This window comes from Eisenbergiella massiliensis (assembly GCF_003435485.1).
The window spans coordinates 12,812-32,597 of record NZ_QVLV01000004.1 but is presented as its reverse complement, the minus strand read 5'-3'; the positions used below and the strand labels follow the sequence as shown (position 1 = coordinate 32,597).

Below are 19,786 nucleotides of genomic sequence, written 5' to 3'. Positions count from 1 at the left end.
AACAAACGCATGCCTCATTCTACGCAACCTGATAACGGTAAAGCGCATAACAAAACGCTCCCGGCAGCGTAAATGCCGCCTGCCCTTCCCCGTCCACCTGTACCGAACGCTGCCCGGCAGCTCCCAGAATGCCTTCCAGCTCCAGCCTGCAGTCCGCCAGCCCGCGCAGCTGACAGCGGTAGGTTTCCTCACTGCTGTTTTCCCGGATAAGCAGCAGATATCCCTTATCCTCTGTTTTCACAGACTGGAATCCCGTCCATGCCGTGCCGTCCGGTTCTTCTCCGATGGGAAGGACATAGCCTGATAAAAGGTCGCTCTGCACCTGTCTGTACTGCGGAAGGATCCTCTCCAGCACCTTTGCCTCCGCCTCATTAAGACCTGTCAGCTCCATCCAGGCGAGCGGATTGGCGCACATCGTCACCGCAAAGGAATATTCCATACCGCATACAGCAGGCGCCAGCGGATCGCCCTCATACAGCTCCTGATTGCGGGCTACATTTAAGAACTCCATCTGCAGGCGGCTGGCCGGCATGTACTCCGACAGCATCCACAGATTCCGCAGCGTCCGGTGAGGATAATAATTGGGCCATTTCCCGAAATTTCCGGTGAAACGGTTCTCCACAAACAGGGAACCGTAATGGATTCGGCCATAATAGCCGCTTCGGGTTTCCGCCGTCACGTCCATATTGAAGAACACCTTGCCATCCGTTTCCGTCAGCACCTGCTGTATCAGCTTTGTGAGATTCTCTTCCGATACCTTGGAGGTCAGCTTCACGCCATCCATCTTAAAAGCCGCAATCCCATACCGGCGGTGCAGCCCTATCAATGTCTCGCTGTCTTTTTTCCAATTGGCAAACTCATGGGAGGAATCCGGAGAAAACCACAGTCCCAGACGCACGCCTTTGCTTTTGGCAAAGGCCGCAACCGGCTCCAAACCGTTGGGGAAACGAAGGGGATTTACCTCCCAGAAATCCGCATTTGCCGCATAATAGCCATTCCAGACGCCGCCCGGGTTTACGGAATTGGCGCTGGTCCCGTTCTGCCAGCCGTCGTCGATCTGATACAGCGTAATCCCAAGCCTTCCCGCCTGTTCCAATTCCTCCAGCAAAAACTGTTCACTGAGCCTTCCATCGCAGGACTGATCCCCCCAGGTATTGGACATCACAAAAGCATCCTTCTGCTCGGAAAACGAATGCAGCGCCATGTGGTAATCCTGCAGCGCCAGACTCGCATTCCCTCTTTCTCCATCCCAGAAAACCACACTGCTTCCATAAGCAGTCAGTGCGCCGGCCCTGCTGCACTCTGTCCGGTCAAACCCCCAGCCTACCGGAAAAACACTGTTTCCCTTCACATAGAAATCGGCTTTGACCTTCCCCTGATAAGCCAGTGGCGTGGGGCCCTCCTTGATAAAAATCAGCCCCTCTTTATCCAGCGGATCCTCGGCAAACAACAAATTTCCGTTAATATACCGGCTTTCCCTGCGGTTAAAAATTCCGTGGTCAGTATGTACCAGATTATCATAATCATCCGTTCTGTCCACAAAGGAAACACTCTTCCATTTACAGTGCAGAGGCGCCAGCGGAAATGCATCCTGATAGTCTCCCTGCGGCTCCGGTGCGTAAAACTGCGTCCCCGCAGCGGGCAGCATCTCTCTTTTCTCCCCTGGTTTTTCCTCTGTCAGCGCACACTGCTCTTCCTGTTCTTTCATTCCCAGGCCATCCTTCCATACAACCTGCAGGCAGGAACGCAGGACTGCCGTCTGCGGATAAATCCTGTGAATCCACCGAAGCTGACAGTCCGCGTATTCCAGCACCACCGCCGCCTTTAAATGCTCCCTCCCGATTCCGCAGTCATCATCGCTGCCAGCCTCCATCCTGAGGCTGCGCGGCTTCCCTGACAGAAAAGCTTCATGGAAAAAGGCATCTTTTTCCTTCCGGGCGCAGAGCCAGTCCGCATCTTTGCCGCAGTCCAGCCACTCCTTTCCCGTCTTTTTATTTTTCAGGGAGCAGACCGCCGGGAGCTCCCCCTCCATGCGCCAGCTTCTTTCCACAACAGCGTTTCCAATCCGCAAGCTTCCGTTTTCCAGTACCGCATAACAGTCCTGGAAAGAATATGATGTTTTTTCCATTCTCGTCTCCTTTTCCTGTCACAGCGCTTTATCAGCCGGGTATGGTTCTGTTGTATAAAAATTCGGCATATTTCCGGTAATCGTCAGCATCCCCAGTAAGACCAGCGTATCCTGGAAATAATCGCCGGGCCATTCCAGCATCGGTTCCTGCCTGCTTAAATAGTCATAAGACCTGTCCAGCAATTCCCGGGTGGACTCATCCACCATCGCCGCGGGAGCCAGCATCGCGGTTATATTGCGGGGAGAACATTTTTCCGACACCGGCATGCCTGAGAGCAAAAACCGTTCGCTCACCCGGTCGAAGTCCCAGTTAAGGCTCTCCATATACCGGGAAAACCATACCGCATTCCGGTGCGGATAGTCATGGGCCAGCCCCGTTTCATCCGTTCCGTACCACAGGTAATCCAGCGCTGTCCGCCACGGGACCCGGCAGGAATCATAGCTGAATACATAGGGCTTGCCGCCCCCCGGCCCGAAGGTATCCAGATGAAATACGAACGGGGCCAGCGCCGTATCCGGATTCAGCTTATAAAAATAAGCGAACAGACGGTATGCCGCATCCCTGACCTCTTTCCAGCCGGCATCCCCTGTTATCTCTGCAAACAACCGCGCATATGCCGGAATCTGATAGGAGGACATGGTATAATCCCAGGAGAGCCCCTCCGGATTTTCCAGCTGCGCCCTGGCAATCAGATATTGGGGCTTGATTATCGTATAAGCCATCAGATTGCCAACCAGTGCCTTTCCTTCCTCCAGATAGCAGATCTCTCCCTCACTTCCCCATTGCCTGTGCGCCGCCAAAAGGGCAAAGGCAACGTCAAGATCCCCGTCCGGCGCCACATATTCGCTCAGATCCTTTCCCGTCCGATCCGCCTCCCATCTCATCAGGCCGCATTCCGGCAGGCTATGATTTTTATAGTAACGGAAAATGCTGTCGAACTCCTCATGGGCATGATTTTGGGCATTCGCCATATATACGGATAAAAGCATGCCGTAGCCGGTGCCCTCCGAGCAGGTTCCGAACTGATAGCAGTTTCCGCCGGATACCCGCAGCTCCCCTTCCAGACAGCCCTCCGTTGTCAGATAAAGCGCCTTCCAGCTTTCATATAAATGCTGCAGATCCCGGTTCATTTTTTCCCGGCTCCGGTTCGGCAAAAATCCCTGTTTATATCCTCCCCTGTGCGGGAAGGGATAATTTTCCCTTCTCCCTGTCATCACAAAATCCCTCCTTGCAGAAAGAACCGAAAGCAAATCTCTTCACCTTCGGTTCCTTTCCTATTTACTGTGCTGCGAAATATTCTTCCAGCTGTCTGTTGACTTCATCAATGATCTTATCGACTCCTGCTTCCTTTACCTTTTCCCTCAGCTCGGGCAGCGCTGTTTCCGGATCCGATACGCCAAAATCCAGAGGCAGCTTGTACTCTGTAAGCACATTCGCAACTGCCGCGCATTCCGCCGCCACAGCAGAATCATCAAAAACGAAGGCGGTCAGCGGGGAGTATACGGCATTGCTTTCATAGCTGTCAAATTCATCCAATACCTTCTGCTCATCCGCTGCATTCTTGAACATAAACTTTTCCACCTGGGTTCCCATGCCGAGATTGCGCAGCGCCAGTGTGGACGGATCTACGCCCTCCGGAGTTGTTTTACAGCCGTTTTCATCTACAACATAGGTCTTTCCTTCAATGCCGTATTGCATTGCCCGGAATACTTCTTCGTCCTGATTGATCAGTTCAAGATATGCCATTGCCCGTTCCGGATGTTTGGAATTAACGCCGATAGCCATACCGTTATTGGTCGGGGATACTTTTATATAGGAGCCTGCGTCAAAATTCTTAAAGTCCAGTTCCCAGTCAGGGTTGTTTGCCTTTATCTTCTGGTACATCTGCAGTATATTGGACTTATTTCCGATTGTAATTGCGGATTGTCCGGCTTCAAATGCTTCCGCCAGCATTCTTGTCTCCGAAAGCACATTTCTGGACCAGTAGCCCTTCAGGTAATATTCACGGTTTCTCTTTACATAGGCTTCGTATTCCGGTGTATCCAGGAGATTGAATGCCTTGCTTCCTGCTTCATCCTTACATATAACAACACCGCCTGCCGCCGTGCTGCTTTTTCCTGCGGTCATCTGGCCCCAGTCATTTTCAGTCATCAGCAGCATGTTCAGGAAAATCTGAGGACCGGTTGCCAGCGGAAGCATATCCGGCTCATTCTCCTTGATTGCATCCATATAAACTGCCAGGGAATCCCAGTCTGTAATCTCCGGAACATTATATTTCTTCCGCAGATCCTCTCTCCAGAGCGTCACATAGGTGGTGTAATCCGTGGTCGGGGAAGGCACCATATAAAGCTTGCCGTCCACCAGAGCCGTATCAAGCGCGCCGCTTTCCTTGAATTCCGCATAGGTCTTGGGCGCATATTTGGGCATCAGCTCAGAAAGCTCCAAAAAGGGCCCTTTGAGCGCTTCTGACGTGTAGTTCATCCAGTTCGCCACGTATACCAGATCATACGCTTCGCCGCTGGCATAGATTAACGGCATCTTTTCCTTATACTCACCCCAGGATACCATAACTGGTTTGATGGTTGCATTGATTTTTTCTTTCAGCATTGCATTGAGGTTATCCAGCACTTCATCTGCATAGATACCGCCTTCATCACCTATACAGTACATTAACAGCTCCACTTCCTCATCAAAGTTTGTCCCTTCTGCTGCCGTACTGCTTTCTGCCGCACCGCTTTCTGCTGTTGTCCCGGCTGCTGCCGTATCCGCTTTTTCCTCCGATGCTGCTGCGCTGCCGCATCCAGCGAGCATTGATGCACACAGGGATAATGCGGTCAGCATTCCTAACCATTTTTTGCCTTTCATTTTCATACCTCCATTTGTTATTTAAGCCGATAAGAGAATCGCTCTCTTTGCTTACTACTATAAGTAAAAATTTATTGTAAATCCAGTCAAATTAAGATACATCCCGGCATTCTTCCGGTTTTATAGTATCAGCCTTTGACCGCTCCTACCGTAATTCCCTTTACAAAGTACCTCTGTACAAAGGGATATAAAAGAAGAATCGGACCGGTGGTCACCACTGCCATTGCCATACGGAAGGTTTCCGCCGGCAGGTCCACCATGGCTACGCCGCTCTGCATCGCCGCATCCTTGAGCACCTGGATATTGGAAAACATCTGGTATAACAGATACTGCAGAGGATATAATTTGGAGCTGTTGATATACAGCTTGGCATTTGCCCAGTTGTTCCAGTATCCCAACGCAATGAACAGCCCGATGGTTGCAAGCCCCGCTTTGGAAAGCGGCAGGTAAAGCCGGGTAAAAATCACGAAATCGTTAGCGCCGTCCAGCTTTGCCGATTCCATAATGGAATCCGGGATATCCGTCATGAAATTACGCATCATAAAAATGTTCCAGGCTCCCAAAAGCCCCGGAAGAATCAAAGCCCAGAGGGTGTCCTTGAGCTGCAGGCCATTAACGATCAGCAGATAGCCGGGAAGAAGACCGCCGCTGAAGATGGACGGGAAATAAAAGAACATGGCAATCTGGTTCCTGTATTTAAAATCCTTACGCATGAGCACAAAGGCTGCCATTGTGGTAAGAAACAGGCTGAGCCCTGTCCCCACCGCCGTGATCAGAATGGTTATGCCATAGGACCTGAAAATCTTTTCCGGGACTTTAAATACCATCCTGTAGGATTCCATGGAAAAATCCTTCGGCCAGAAAGCAAAGCCGTTTCTTATAACCTCACTTTCCGCGGTAAATGAACCGATAACAATCAGCCAGAAGGGGATGAAGCAAATAATTGCTGTCAGGATGGAAATGACATATGCAAAAATTTTTACCCCATATTCACTTTTATATGTTTTCATAGACGCCTCCTTTTAAAATAATGCATAGTCCGGGTTCAGCTTTTTCACCACATAATTGACTGTCACAATCAGCACAAATCCGAAGAAGGACTGATACAGACCCGCCGCCGTCGCAAGACCGGGATCAAAGCTTGTTGTTGTCATACGGAACACGTAGGTATCGATAATATCCGTCACCGGATACAGTGTTCCGTTCGCACCGATAATCTGGTAGAAAAGCTCAAACTGCCCTTTCATGATTTTCCCCACACCAAACAGGGTCAGTATAATCATGGTAGGCTTCAGCAGCGGCAGCGTGATATAACGGATCTGCTGGAACCGGGTCGCCCCGTCCACACGGGCCGCTTCATAAAATTCACTGCTGATTCCTGTAATGGTCGCCATATAAACCACAACACCATAGCCCAGTCCCTTCCATATATGGAAAAACAACAGGATAAAAATCCAGGCATACATATTACTATAGGTATCATATCTCTCCATTCCCAGAGACATCAGGATATTGTTCAGCGTACCGCGCTCATAATTGAAGATATTGTACACAAACGCTCCCAACAAAACGGCAGATACAAAATAAGGTAAAAACATCAGGGTCTGTGACAGCTTCTTGCAGATTTTGCTTCCTATTTCATTTAGCAGGATTGCAATTCCCACCTGCGTAACCAAATCCAGTATAATAAATGCAATATTATATAGAATTGTATTCCTGGTCACCCGCCACAGGGTTCCGGACTTATAAAGATATTCGAAATTCGCCCAGCCGACCCAGGGGCTGCCAAAGATTCCCTGCCCGTAGTTGTAATCCTTAAAGGCGAGCATGATGCCGCCCATAGGCACATAGCAGAAAATAATGAAAAAAACGATAGCAGGCAGCAGCATTAGAAATAACAGTTTTCTTCTGCGTACCTCTTTTAAAATATTTTTCACGGGGTTTTGTCCTGGCTGCGTGCCGGAATAGGCTGCAGCCTTTGCTTTTTGCTTTTTCTCCATAATACAGGTTCCTTTCTCTGAAAATCTGAAATTTATCCGGCAGCATGTGTTTTCATCCATGTCTGTCCTATCTGCCCAAATCTTAGCATCCTCTTCTTTCCCCGTGTAGTCAAAATGGGCGATACTGCCCGAATTACGGATTTTTATAATCCCATGGGAAGCGTATCCTTTCTATAATTTTCTATAATATGTGTACATTTTGCCTTTACCTCAGATTTAGGCTGTACTTTGAATCCTGTCTCTTCTATAATAGGGGCATCAGCAGGCTATGGATTCCTTTTGAAAAGAAGCATTTCCACCGCCTGCCGGCATCCGTATCGGATGATCTTTTTCGGAAAATATGAAGTCTTCTGCGCCGGTCCATCAATGGCCGGGGACAAACACTATCACAAGAAGGAGGTACCCTATGAGTATCAAATTCGGAAAAGACGATTGGGACAGAATCAAAGAAACCTACGACAGCTGGTGGAACCGGACACTGGAACGTCCTGCCATCAAGCTGACGCTCCAGCAGGAAGCTCCCTGTACAAGCAGCATTCCCCTGCTTAGTCAGGCAAACTGCCACCGGCTGGACATCAGCCCGGAGGATGTGGTTGAACGCATCAACGCTCATTTAGAGCAGCAGGAATATCTGGGGGATGCCTTCCCCATGGTAAACTTCGACGTTTTCGGTCCCGGCGTCCTGGCTGCCTTCCTGGGGGCGACACTGGATAATTCCTCCGGCAATGTCTGGTTCCACCCCACAGAAGAGCTGGAGCTTAGCGAAATGCATTTTGAATATCAGCCGGACAACCTCTGGTTCAACCGAATCAAAGATATTTACGGCGCCGGCATCAGGAAATGGAAGGGGAATGTCCTGATGGGCATGCCTGACCTGGGCGGCATTATGGACATTGTCGCCACGCTGCGCGGCTCGGAGAACCTTCTCTATGATCTGTATGACGAGCCGGAGGAGGTAAAACGCGTCAGCCGGGAAATCCAGGAGCTGTGGCTGCGTTATTACAAAGAGCTGAATGAAATCCTGCAGCCGGTAAATCCCGGCTATTCCGACTGGTCCGGCCTTTATTGCAGCGAACCCTCCTATGTGGTACAGTGTGATTTTTCCTATATGATCAGTCCCGACATGTTCCGGGAATTTGTTGCCGATGATCTGACACAGCTGTGTACGCTCCTTCCTCACACGCTTTATCATCTGGACGGCAAGGGCGAACTGCCCCATCTTCCCCAGATTGCTGCAATCCGGCAGCTGGATGCGATCCAGTGGTGTCCCGGAGACGGAGCCCCACGCACCATGGAATGGCCGGAGGTATACCGGCAGATCCGCCAGGCCGGTAAAAATATCCATGTGCTTGGCGCAAGAAAGGACTTTGATTCGATTGCCAAAGACATCGGCGCAAAGGGACTGTATCTGAACCTGAGCGCCCCTGCCTCAGCGAAGGACGAATATGTTTCCTTCTTAAACAAGTATTTACCGTAATCCACGGCTGTCCAAATATTAAGGGAACAAAAAAAACGGTCACACAAGAGCAACTACGCTCCTATGTGACCTTTTTTTATACTATAACAATTCCTTATTGGATAAAAAATATTAATACTCATTGTGTTGTATATTCAGCCATCACTCTGCATCCTTCTCATTTTGTATTTGCGGCAATTTCCCTGCCTGTTCAGCAAGCTTTTTCTCCTGTGATTTTACCCGCCGTTCTAATTTTTTAATATCTTCAGAGGGTTCATCTCCTGTGTAGAATAGCCGCCAAACAATGCCTTGTCTCCTCTGGAACGGATGCGGCCAAACCCCGCATCGTCTACGCCACGCTCATAAATATTTTGTGATAGGCGCTTTTCTGATTCACGAAGCCTGCCACGTGCTTCAGTACGTTCGATTAAAGCAATACGCTCATCTATTAGTTCCTGCTTTCGTGTCTGCACAGCAAAATAGCTCTGTGCAAAGGCAATTTCTTCTTTCTTGGGGTCACCGTTTTGAGCGATCAAATAGCAAGCGTATCTGGTAAGCATATAATCTTTGATATTTCGTTTTGCGCCACTACCCAAGTCAACCATTTTCGTGACCTCACGAAAATGGTCTGAAACCAAAATAGTGACTTATTACCGTGCAATGGGAATCAGGCTTCTCTCTGCAATCAGAACCGGGGCATCATAAACCGGGATCCTCCGGAACCTGTCAATTGTCCCCTCCCGGCTCCACTGTGCTGCGGGGATCTCATACACGCTGCCGGTAATCATGTCAACCAATACCGGATCCTCGAATCCGCCGCCTGCAAACGCGAAATCCAGGAAGGTCATTTCACAGTCGTCTCCCGGAATCGCATCATCCTTCCAGATGGTGTAAACCCTTTTCTTTGTTTCCCGATGCCGGTATCCATACACTGCAATACTTCTGTCCGTGCTAATCCAGTATCTGTTGCCGTCGCCTTCCGCAAGGCTGTGCGTATAGGAAGCATCCTTTATCCGCTCAAGCGTATTGTCAAAAACAGCCGTCACATTCTGCACTGCATAATAGGCCAGCTTGCATCCGGTTACTTTGTTCCCGGCATCTGTTTTCAAAAGTCCCTTTGCATTTTTCTTCTGGACCGGGCCATTTCCGGTGTACTGCATTTCTGCAATGCTGAAAACGCTGCACTGGATATCATTCCCAAGGTTCTCAAGCATTCTTCTCACGTCCCATTTGGCCTGGGACAGTTCCGACCAGTTATAATCCGCCAGGGCGCCCCCCGCATTGCCTTCGGAAGGCGCGCCGTTTTCTCCCTGCCTCAGGATTAGGCCCGGCGCATATTTTTCCACGATCTGTCTCATTTTATATACTGCCAGCTTATTTCCGTCAGGATTATAAGAATAATCATGATAGGTTACATTATGGAACAGGCCGCAGGCATCATGCCCGTGAAGATACTGGAAGAAACGCTCCACGTAGTCGATATCGATATGGCCCAGCGCCAGCGCCGAAATTCTTGCCCCGGGCTGAATCTCTTTGATAATCCGAGCCGTCCGGATGTTGAAGTCCGCGGTAATTTCCGGCGTATTGACCTTGTTGTCGCCAAAATTGGGTTCGTTCCATACTTCCCAGTCAAATACCTTATCCGCATATCTGGCAGCCATTTTACCGACCCATCTTTCATAGGCCGCCAGTCCGGTTTCGGACAGCGGCATGCCCGCGCCCAGATTTTCCCCGCCTGCGCCGGGATATACCGGATTCCCATATCCGGTCTGCAGCCAGGGCTTCAGCCCTCTGCCAACCGACTCCTCAATGATGTGATCCAGCCACCTCCAGTCGTAGACTCCCTGCTCTTTTTCTGTTTTTGCCCAGCCGCCCTGAAAGCGCAGATATTTTATTCCCAGAGGACACAGATATTCCTTATATTGATCAAAATCCGCATAATCGCGGTCCAGCGTTTCACAACCCAAAAACCAGTTGGAGTCTTCTATTTCCGCGGCGTTTCTTGGCGCTACCGCCCCCAGCCGTTTTAAGGGAAATACGATTTTAGTTGTCACTTTTTTTCCTCCTCTTTCACTCCATCCCAAGCCCTTCCAGCAGCCCCTTCAGATAGCCGATGGCATACAGCCTGCCCAGCGCCGTGTAGCCGGAGTTTTCCTTTTCCCCTGCCATCGTGGGGACATGGTCCACCCGGATCGGCACGTCAATGCCGCACTTTTTATACAGCGCGAGCATCTCTCCCATTCTGATGTCGCCGTTATCATGGAAGGTTTCATGGAAATGGTACTTATTGCCCGTTGCATTTCTGAAATGGATGAAAAAAATCTTCTCTTTCATTTCAGGGATGACGGAAAACAGGTCCTCCCCCATCATTTGATAGCAGGCCTGGCACATGGTAATGCCAAGGAAATCACTGTTCCCGATTTCGATAGCCTTTTTGATATTTTCATGGCTGATCATAATCCTGGATACCTTTCCCAGCCTGGGGACCGGCGGGTCGTCCGGATGGAGCGCCAGCCGGATACCATACCGCTCAGCATAGGGCAGCACTGCCTTAACGAAGCAGGTATAATTTTCCCAGAGCTGCTCCTGCGTGATTTCCATACCGCTGTCCTGGCAGGCAGCCGCATCAAAGCCGGTTACCAGGGCGCCGCCTCTTTCCTCTATGTTATAATCGGTGCGGTACCATCCCACATGGGCCATGAAATTAAAGCAGATGGTACGGATATCCAGGCAGTCCATGATGGGCAGCATCCGGATGACTTTTTCAATCGATTCGTCCCGTTTTTCATCTCCCGCCTTGATATGGTCATGCAGCGCATTCGGCATCGGCTCCACCACTATCGGTTTGATCCCAAAATCCGTAAATTCTTTATAAACACTCTGCCAATGGGACAAATCGCAGATATCAAACGCCGGATCCTCCGGCAGGCGTATGACACCGTGCCCTACGCCGCATTGCTTTGCATAATCCCAGGTCAGATCCCTTTTGCTCCTAAGATAGTCTGTAATAATCATCGTTACCTCTCCTGCCTCAGATGCCGCTGTGCGCCAGGAAACCGCCGTCAACCGGCACTGTAATCCCTGTTACAAAACCGGCCTTTTCATCATCCAGCAGCCAGGACACGCAGCCCCACAGCTCCTTCGCCTCGCCAAAACGTCCCATCGGCGTATGGTTCATAATATTTTCCCCTCTTTTGCTCAGATTGCCATCGGCTGCAAAGAGGATTTTCCTGCTTCTGTCATTGACAAAAAATCCCGGTGCCACCGCATTGACCCGGATTCCCGCCGGCGCCAGATAGGTGGCAAGCCACTGTGTGAAGTTGACCACGGCGGCCTTGCTCATAGCGTAGGCCGGAACGCGGGTGAGCGGACGGGTGCTGTTCATGGATGCAAAATTCAGGATACTGCCCCTTCCCGCTCTTGCCATCTGTCTGGCAAACGCCCTGGCCGGAATCACCGTTCCCAGGGTATTGATTTTGACAACGCTTTCAAAAACCCCCATATCCAGGTCAAAAAATCCCACCATATCCTCCGGCTTGTTCTCCTGCAGCTCCTCCGGCTCATAGGTAAAATTCGTGGTAATTGCCTTATTGTTGTTTCCCCCCGCACCATTAATCAGATAGCGGCAGGGACCACAGGTCCTTTCCACCTCATCCGCCAGCGCTTCCATGGCGGCTTCGTCCGTCACATCCGCGGTGCGGACCATACAGGCTCCGCCTGCCGCAAGGATTTGTGCTTCCACTTTTTTAAGCTTCTCCTCCGTCCGGCCTACCAGCACTGTTTTCGCGCCTTCCGCCGCCAGCTTTACTGCAATTTCCGAGCAGAGCACGCCGCCCGCCCCTGTAATCACCGCTGTCTGATCCTGAAATAAATGACTCATTTGAATTTCCTCCCTGTCTTATAATGCGGACTGGGTGTCCGTCGGATCCCCGTTGGCTGCCAGGCCGTATTCCTTCGACCAGTCAATATCCCGGTATTTGGCCGCAGCCTCATTGGTATTGATATAATCCACCAGGAGATCCAGCATTTCCTTCGTCCATACATTTTTATCAATCTGTGCCGTGGTAAATTTGTTCTGCGTAATCATTTCAAAGCCGAACATATCCTTTACCTTTGTTTTTACCGCGCCGTCAACCACTTCCTCCACCAAATGCGCCGGAATGAATAAAACGCCGGCGTCCGTCCCGAAAACAATATCCCCCGGCAGACAGACCGCGTTTCCGATTTTAGTCGGCGTATTAAAGCCCGCCATCACAAATTCCCGGATAGGGGTGGGATCAATTCCCCTGTAATAAACCTGTACCTCCTGAATCTGCTTCATCTGCTCCACATCGCGTATTCCGCCCCAGATTACGCCGCCTCCCGTTTTGGTTTTCCCGGCAATGGCCGTGGTCAGGTTTCCTCCCAGGAAGGTGCCCTTATATATTTTGTCATACATGTCCACCACGCACACATCGCCCTCTGTCAGGCTGTCAATCACCCACTGGTTGTATGTTCCTGTCCGCCCTTCGCTTCTGCCGATTTCCATTACCGTTTGATTGTAATCCGGCCTGGTCGGCAGAAAGGAAGCCGTTACCGCTCTGCCAATCAATTTCCTGCCGTCATTATGCAGCAGCTTCAGCCTGCCTTCAAACTGATTTTCATAGCCCTTTACAAAGATTGGCTTCCATACCTCTTCCAGGGTCAGGGAATGGAGCGCCTTTAAATATTTGTCCGGCACTCTCGGCCTTCCGTCCTCAAACCGTTCTCCCTGCCACAGGGATGTTATTTGTATAATGTCCTCTTTTACATTAAAATGCATATCTTTTCCCTCTTCCGTAACTGCTTCAGTTCCTTTACAGTTACCTTCTTCCTTTCATTTATTACAACCGGAGCCTCTTTTTGGCATTGAAATAGCACACATCCTCCACCAGCTTTTTTAACTGCGCTTCTGAAACGTCCCATTCCCCTTTTTCCGCCTTTTCTCCCAGCCATCCGCAAAAAGCCCTGCGGAAATACTCATGCCGCACAAAGGAGAGAATACTTCTGGAATCCGTCGTCATTCCCACAAAAACAGACAGGACTCCAAAGGACGCCAGATTCTCAAATACCTCCCGCATCCCGTACAGATGGTCGCACCACCACCAGGCCGGCCCCTGCTGTACTATCCCTTCCGCACCGTCCCGGCTATAGGATCCGCTCAGCACAGACATCACTGCATTATCCGCCGGGTTCAGCGTAAAAAGAATCACCCCTGGCATACCGTAAGGCTCTTTTTCAAAATCATCCAGCATCTGCGTCAGGGATTTGACATTGCAGCAATTTCCGATTCCGGCAAAGCCGCCTGCCGGGCCCGCCACCGCACGCAGCCTGGAACTGGTAAAACGCTGCGCCCCAATGTGCAGCTGCATGGTCCAGCCGAGCTTTGCATATTCTGCGGAAAGGAACCGGAGGATTTCGGAAGAAAGTCCCTGTTTTTCCTCTTCCGTCAGCAGTCCGCCGTTTCTGCTCTTTTCAAACAGCGCCTTCGCCGGCTGCCCCGGCTTTTTATATAAGAAGCCATCATCCAGGGCATGATCCGAGAACCGGCAGCCCGCGCGGGCAAAGTCCTCCAGCCTGCGGCGGATCGCGGCATAATAATCCTCCAGGGTACGGATCTGCAGCTGCAGCAGCTGCTCCAGGCCGTCTGCCGTTTGGCGGACTGTGTCCGTCAGGCCGTCCCCGCGCAGTGACGGCGCGGCATTCCCCATCCTCTCCAATGCCGCTATATCCTCCGTAATTGCCGCACAGGGCGCCGCATATTCCACATGGAAACGGTCAAGCAGCGCCTGCACAGAAAATTCCGGCCGGGCAAGCATTTTGCCTGCCGTCTCCCAAAGCCAGTCCGCATCCGTCACGCCGGGCTGTAATTCGATCCGGAAACACCGCTTCATTTCCAGGATTGACCAGTCATACAATGGATTTCCAATCAGCCTGGGCAGAACGGACATCCATTTCCTGAACTTATCATAATCGGAGGCTCCGCCGGTAATATAGAACTCGTCTACGCCGCAGATGCGCATTGCCCTGTGCTTATACGGATCGCTGATAAGCCACAGCCGCGCCAGGTCAGGGTAATTCGTCCCCTCTGCCAGTTCCCTTATATTCAGGTGGTTGTGGTAATCAATAACCGGCAGCTTCTCAGCACACCCGTGGTACAGCCGCCTGGAAAGCGGCGTCTGAAGTAAAAAATTTTCGTCCATCTTTTCTTCCTCCCACCTTATTTTCCCGCAGCAGGCGCCTTAACGAAACACTAAAATGGGGATATCCATGGAATCTACGAAAATTGCAGTGCCGCTTTTCCCCTGCCTCAAACTTCGCACATGCGGATGCCCCTTCGCCCGCTGCCATGTTGCCTGTCCTGATGAAAAAAGAGGAACCAAAATGCGTGTTTCCCGCATTCTGGTTCCTCTTTTTTCATTCTTTTGCTTCATTTTTCCGATATTGTGTAGGCGTACAATTCAGATACTTTTTAAACACCAGGTAAAAATAGGAGCTATTGGTAAAGCCGATGCTGTCTGAAATCTCATTGACCGTTTTTTCACTGCCAAGCAGCTCCTCACACGCTACCTTGAGACGATACCGCGTCAGGTACTCCGTAAATGCCATCTGCGTATGCTGTTTGAAAATTCTTCCCAGATATGCCCCTGACATATCCATGCTTTCCGCAATTTCCTGGATGGACAGATCGATTTTTCCATAATGCTCACCTACATAACGCTTCACCTGATCCACCAGTTCCGCGTACCTGGTACTCTTCTGCGCCCCGATTATCTCTGCAATTTCCCGAAACAGGTTCGTGAACAGATGATTGACCTCCTCTATGGTTTCCAGGGACTGTATTTTTGCAAAAAACTGTTCAAAATTCAGCAGTACATTGGAGGTTTCCACCACCGTATTGCGGGAGGCATACTTAACCGCATCTGCCAGCAGCAAAAAGGAAATCTTGATTTCCGGCACCGTCATGGGATACAGCATTTCCACATATTTCCCATAGGCTGCAAGCGCTTCCTCTTCCTTTCCCGCAAACAGGGCGGACAGGATTTCTTTTTCCTGTTCCTTCGGATATACATAGGCCGTCTCTTTCTCATCCCGGATCAGATCATTCGTCAGTAGCTGGCCGTAACCGTATAAATAACGATAGGTATGTACCTCCAGCGCCTCCGCCAACAGGAACGGCAGATCCTTGATGGACTGCCCCGTACTGCTTAAGGAAAAGCTGACGCCGCATTGTACCTCCTGCTGCAGCGCATCCGTAATTTCATCAAAAATTTCCTGAAGACGCGCCTTTTGTTCCTCCTCTTCCATATCCAGGAAGCAGACCACCATCAATGTGATCCCATCCTGCCAGTCCACCCGGATGGGATTTTCATAATACCGGCCAAAAACCTCTTCCAGCTTTTCATTGATCTTTTGCACTACCTCCGGATAGCCGCTCCGAAACCTACGCCGGAGACTGTTCCTGTCATCCATGGAAATCAGGACCAAACGGTTCTTTGCGGAAAAATCATAAGCGATATGCAGCTGCTCAAAACGCTCACGGATCAGGTTCGTATTTTCTTCCATATCTCCCGCTAAAAGCAGCTTCATATATTCTGCCGCTTCCCGCCTGCGTTTTTCCTCCTGCTCCTTTTCCAAAAGCTTCGCTTTGTTAAAAGCCTGCTTAATCGGCATGCCCAGATGCAGCAGAATCCCCACAAGACCAATTATGCTGACAAGCAGAATGATGCCCGTGAACAGGTACACAAAATGCTTGACCTCCCGGATAGGCTTCAGGACCATCCCTAAATCACTGCTGGAAATAAAAATCCAGTCTTCATAGCCGGTTTGATTGGGGCGGGAGTAAGAAATCAGCCTTTTAGCGCCATCCATTACAAAATAGCCATACTTTGATTCCGCATTCCGGATTTTTTCCAGCACCTCCGCGTCCCCGTACTGCGTTCCGATCTGCGCCTCTTTCCCGGAGAAAATCACGGTTCCGTCCCTGCTAACAATCTCAATGTTGTTCCCATTGGGACTGGCCCCGTTAAAATAGCCCAGCGCGTCGCTCATCCAGCGCATATCCACATTGAAGGCCAGGATGGTATTTTTCTCCTCCGCCCCGAAATAGGGTTCAAAATAAAAAAAGGTAAGCACCTTAATGGAAGACTCCGGCGCATTGCTGCGGATGACCGGCACGGTTCTGACAACAGGGGTAAACACCTTAACGGTATCAAGCTTATCCAGATATTCCACAAAGCCCGTATCATAAAAATCCTCCGCCGAGCTTTCAAACCCCTGGGAAAATTCCCCTGATTCAAAAATTGTCTTTCCATATTTGTCATATACATAAATTGAATAAATCTTGGAATTATTAAAACGCAAGGTATCCAGCTTCCGCTTGACATTGTAAAGCTCCGTACCGCTGTATTTTTGCGCCAGGAAAAGCTTATTGACCTCCGGGCTTTGGGCGCACTGAAGAAGCAGGCTGTTTACGGATTCCGACAAAAAACGCACCGTGCTGGTGGTCTGGTTGATGCTGCTGCTCGCATTCCGGTAGATTTCCTCACATGCCATGGTTTCGTAATGAGAAGACAGAATATAAGTCAGCAGAAGCACGATAACCGCCAGACTCGCAGTGGATGCAAAAATAATCCGGTTCAGATGTTTATTCTCCATAGCCATTTTCCGTAATCCGTTCATAGAAACCATTCCTCCATTTTTCCGAAAGTGCCGCGCCAGTATTACCATACCCGAATCGTCCGGGCAAGTCAAGATTATGCCCGCCTAAAAGGCCGGCTCCGTAACAGTTCGGCCGAAGGCTGAACTGTTACACGGCCCGGTGAGAGCAGCGCTCCCGCCGCCTTTTTCAGCCCTCCTCAAAAATTGTATCCAGGGCAGCTTTGATATTTTCAAGAGGGGTATCCGGCATAATGCCGTTCCCCATAGCCAGAAGCATTCCTTTTCCATCCACGTTAAACAGCTTCTTCATCTGCCGTATTTCCTGCCGTACCTGATCTGCGGAAGCGTTGGGCATCAGATATTGTACGTCGATTCCCGCCAGAAAGGTAATCCTGCCGCCAAACCTTCGCACCGTTTCCTGCCCGTCCATGCATCCCTTCTGTACCGGATGGAACACATCCAGGCCCGCTTCTATCAAATCATCCATAAGAAGCGTATTGTCACCGCAGGAATGCAGCCAGAAATGCATTCCCCTTTCATGGGTATAACCGATAATTTCCTGATACAGCGGGAAATACAGTTCCCTGAAAATCTCCGGCGACATCATCGGCCCGTGCTGATGCCCCAGATCATCGGAGGTGAAAATGCCGTCAAAGCCGGCCGCCGCGAATTTGTCTATAATCACCTTATAAAATTCTACCAGCCTTTTCCCGATGAGCTTCAAATTATCCATCTCGTCATAATAATCATACATCAGGTTTTCCATTCCCCTGACAGACCAGAACCGTTCATGGAACAGTCTCCAGAAGCAGCCCAGCTTATAACGGCCATCCGCCTTCTTTGCCGCCTCTTGTACCACATCAAAGTTTCCCGGCTCGGAAGGGTTCGGAAAATGTGCCAGGAACTGATCAAGCTCGCTCCAGTCATCCAGCAGCACCGCGCTTTCCCCAATGCTGTGCCGCTCCGCATTCCGATAGTCCTTGAAACCAAACCGGTACTCCGGATTCTGCGTAGGTGAAACATCATAGCCGGGCTCCGTATAAAATATAGAACAAATATCATCCGGGTACAAATCCGCCAGTTTGTTCAACTGTTCCCCATATTTTTCCTGTAAACCCATTCCCCAAAACTTATGCAGAAATGCCGGGGGATTCTTACAGCCCCTCCGCTCCACCGCATCGATAACCTCCTGCCGGCTCAATACCTTTCTCATGTCCTGCTCCTTTCTTATTTCCGGTAAAAATTCAGACAGGGCTGAACTATTACTATTTCTGCGTTACTTTCCGGTAAACGTCCTGACTTCTCTTTGCACATTCTGAAATCGCTATCGGGTGGAAGCCCGGCACTGCGGAATACAGGGTATCATGCAGCGGGGCCTTCCAGCGTTCCGGGATCTTCCCTGCCCCCAGCTTTGCTCCCATGACGGAACCAACCGTAGCGCCGTTGCAGTCCGTATCCCAGCCGCCCAGGACAGCCGTTGTGATGGCTGTTTCAAAATCATCTCCTGCAAACAGGATTGCCGCCGCGCAGAGCGCTGCATTGTTGTTGGTATGAACCGCATTATAATGTGCAAATTCGTTCCAGATTTTCTCCAGCAGCTCCAGCTGGCTCTTTGCTGATTCCGCAATCCGGACGGCTGTTTTAATATCGGCTGCAAGCCTGCTGTTTACAGGGATCTGTGAAAGACCTGCTTCTATGATTTTCCGGTTGTCCTTTTCCGTGAAAGCGGCCGCAATCATGGCGCTGCAGAACATGGCGCCGTAAATACCGTTTTTCACATGGGAAAGAGAGGCATCCTTAAAAGCAAGCTCTGCGGCCAGCCCGGGATTTCCCGCGGCACCGTAGGCATAGCCGTCCACTCTGATCTGTGCCCCAATCCATTCACGGTAAGGATTCCGATAGCTTCTTACCCACTGGATAAATTCCTCTTCTTTGCCTTCCTTTAAAAGATCATATTCCTGGCAGAGATTCAGATACGCCTGCTTTTCCGCCGTGCATACCATCTCATAGGGCAGGTTGGCCAGCCAGAAATGTCCCACATCCAGCGTGGTAAAATCCGTTCCTTTTTCCTCCATCAGCTTCAGCCCCAGCACGGTGTAACGGATATCATCATCCGTTTCCATATACTCAATATTCTCCAGGGTACTCTTCCTGCCATAGTCCACAGTCTCTATCCCATAAACGCTGCCTGCAGGAGAAGCTATGGGCGTATAGGTCTTCACCGGATACTGACCGGCCTGCCGGAACCACTCATATGCCAGTTTCCAGCCGGGGATACCATCCTTGCCGCTCATAAACACCCCGGTTTCCAGCGGTTTTCCCAAGGCGCAGCCGCAGCACCTGCCAAGCCATGCGCCATAGAAAAAGTCATAGTCAATTTCCCCTGCCGCCGGCTTCCATGGCTCTGCCTTCGGCTGGCAGGCCCTGATTTCCTCCAGGCTGTCCGGTTCTTCAAAAGGGAAATCCTCCCCTGGCTTCAATTCCATAAGCTCGTCATATAAACGGTTCAGCCTGCCGTTATCCCCTGCCGCTTCCTCCAGCCTTTTCGCAAATCCTGTTACGTCGCAGCCTTCTTCCTCTCTCTGAATAATTTCTCCTTTTAACAGCTTTTCCAGGGTAGTCCATCCTGCCATTTTACTTTCCTCCTGTAAATTACC

Annotated in this window: 15 protein-coding genes; 1 reads left to right on the top strand and 14 read right to left on the bottom strand. The window is 50.4% G+C overall.

Going from position 1 to position 19,786, the window contains the following annotated elements; translation table 11 throughout:
* Positions 1-19: 19 nt before the first annotated feature.
* The 5 genes from DXC51_RS07205 to DXC51_RS07185 all read right to left on the bottom strand — a co-directional run bounded on the left by DXC51_RS07205 (position 20) and on the right by DXC51_RS07185 (position 6,994).
* Positions 20-2,128 (bottom strand): alpha-galactosidase, encoded by a 2,109-nt coding sequence (locus tag DXC51_RS07205; protein ID WP_117544178.1) that lies wholly within the window; start codon positions 2,126-2,128, stop codon positions 20-22.
* A gap of 18 nt (positions 2,129-2,146) precedes the next feature.
* Positions 2,147-3,343, bottom strand: coding sequence for a glycosyl hydrolase family 8 (locus tag DXC51_RS07200; RefSeq protein ID WP_117544177.1), 1,197 nt, complete (start codon positions 3,341-3,343; stop codon positions 2,147-2,149).
* A gap of 64 nt (positions 3,344-3,407) precedes the next feature.
* A complete protein-coding gene (locus tag DXC51_RS07195; RefSeq protein WP_181970047.1) occupies positions 3,408-4,994 on the bottom strand; it encodes an extracellular solute-binding protein in 1,587 nt (528 codons plus the stop codon).
* A 128-nt stretch (positions 4,995-5,122) separates the two neighbouring features.
* Positions 5,123-6,004 carry a carbohydrate ABC transporter permease gene (locus tag DXC51_RS07190; protein ID WP_102289423.1) on the bottom strand — a complete coding sequence of 294 codons (882 nt, stop codon included), beginning with the start codon at positions 6,002-6,004 and terminating at the stop codon, positions 5,123-5,125.
* Positions 6,005-6,016: 12 nt separating this feature from the next.
* The gene (locus DXC51_RS07185) at positions 6,017-6,994 is read right to left on the bottom strand and encodes an ABC transporter permease (RefSeq protein ID WP_081745330.1); all 978 of its coding nucleotides are present in this window, start codon (positions 6,992-6,994) and stop codon (positions 6,017-6,019) included.
* Between the two features lie 406 nt (positions 6,995-7,400).
* Here DXC51_RS07185 and DXC51_RS07180 point away from each other — a divergent pair, with 406 nt between their 5' ends.
* Entirely contained in the window at positions 7,401-8,471 is a 1,071-nt protein-coding gene (locus DXC51_RS07180; protein WP_117544175.1) for a uroporphyrinogen decarboxylase/cobalamine-independent methonine synthase family protein, read from the top strand.
* A 227-nt stretch (positions 8,472-8,698) separates the two neighbouring features.
* On the opposite strand, the gene DXC51_RS07175 is transcribed toward DXC51_RS07180, so the two are convergent.
* The 9 genes from DXC51_RS07175 to DXC51_RS07130 form a co-directional block, all read right to left on the bottom strand.
* Positions 8,699-9,055 carry a hypothetical protein gene (locus DXC51_RS07175; protein ID WP_243003148.1) on the bottom strand — a complete coding sequence of 119 codons (357 nt, stop codon included), beginning with the start codon at positions 9,053-9,055 and terminating at the stop codon, positions 8,699-8,701.
* 45 nt (positions 9,056-9,100) lie between these two features.
* Positions 9,101-10,504, bottom strand: coding sequence for a hypothetical protein (locus tag DXC51_RS07170; RefSeq protein WP_117544174.1), 1,404 nt, complete (start codon positions 10,502-10,504; stop codon positions 9,101-9,103).
* A 16-nt stretch (positions 10,505-10,520) separates the two neighbouring features.
* Entirely contained in the window at positions 10,521-11,465 is a 945-nt protein-coding gene (locus DXC51_RS07165) for a mannonate dehydratase (protein ID WP_117544173.1), read from the bottom strand.
* A 16-nt stretch (positions 11,466-11,481) separates the two neighbouring features.
* Positions 11,482-12,330: an SDR family NAD(P)-dependent oxidoreductase gene (locus DXC51_RS07160; protein ID WP_102289424.1), complete on the bottom strand. Its 849-nt coding sequence runs from the start codon at positions 12,328-12,330 to the stop codon at positions 11,482-11,484.
* 18 nt (positions 12,331-12,348) lie between these two features.
* Complete coding sequence (locus DXC51_RS07155; RefSeq protein WP_025489170.1) at positions 12,349-13,251, bottom strand: RraA family protein; 903 nt, start codon at positions 13,249-13,251, stop codon at positions 12,349-12,351.
* Positions 13,252-13,312: 61 nt separating this feature from the next.
* Positions 13,313-14,671, bottom strand: a complete 1,359-nt coding sequence (locus DXC51_RS07150) for a glucuronate isomerase (RefSeq protein WP_117544172.1) — start codon at positions 14,669-14,671, stop codon at positions 13,313-13,315.
* 214 nt (positions 14,672-14,885) lie between these two features.
* Positions 14,886-17,150 (bottom strand): AraC family transcriptional regulator, encoded by a 2,265-nt coding sequence (locus tag DXC51_RS07140; protein ID WP_181970046.1) that lies wholly within the window; start codon positions 17,148-17,150, stop codon positions 14,886-14,888.
* 166 nt (positions 17,151-17,316) lie between these two features.
* Entirely contained in the window at positions 17,317-18,342 is a 1,026-nt protein-coding gene (locus tag DXC51_RS07135) for a uroporphyrinogen decarboxylase family protein (protein ID WP_117544169.1), read from the bottom strand.
* A gap of 52 nt (positions 18,343-18,394) precedes the next feature.
* Positions 18,395-19,762: an ADP-ribosylglycohydrolase family protein gene (locus tag DXC51_RS07130; protein WP_117544168.1), complete on the bottom strand. Its 1,368-nt coding sequence runs from the start codon at positions 19,760-19,762 to the stop codon at positions 18,395-18,397.
* Positions 19,763-19,786 lie beyond the last annotated feature (24 nt).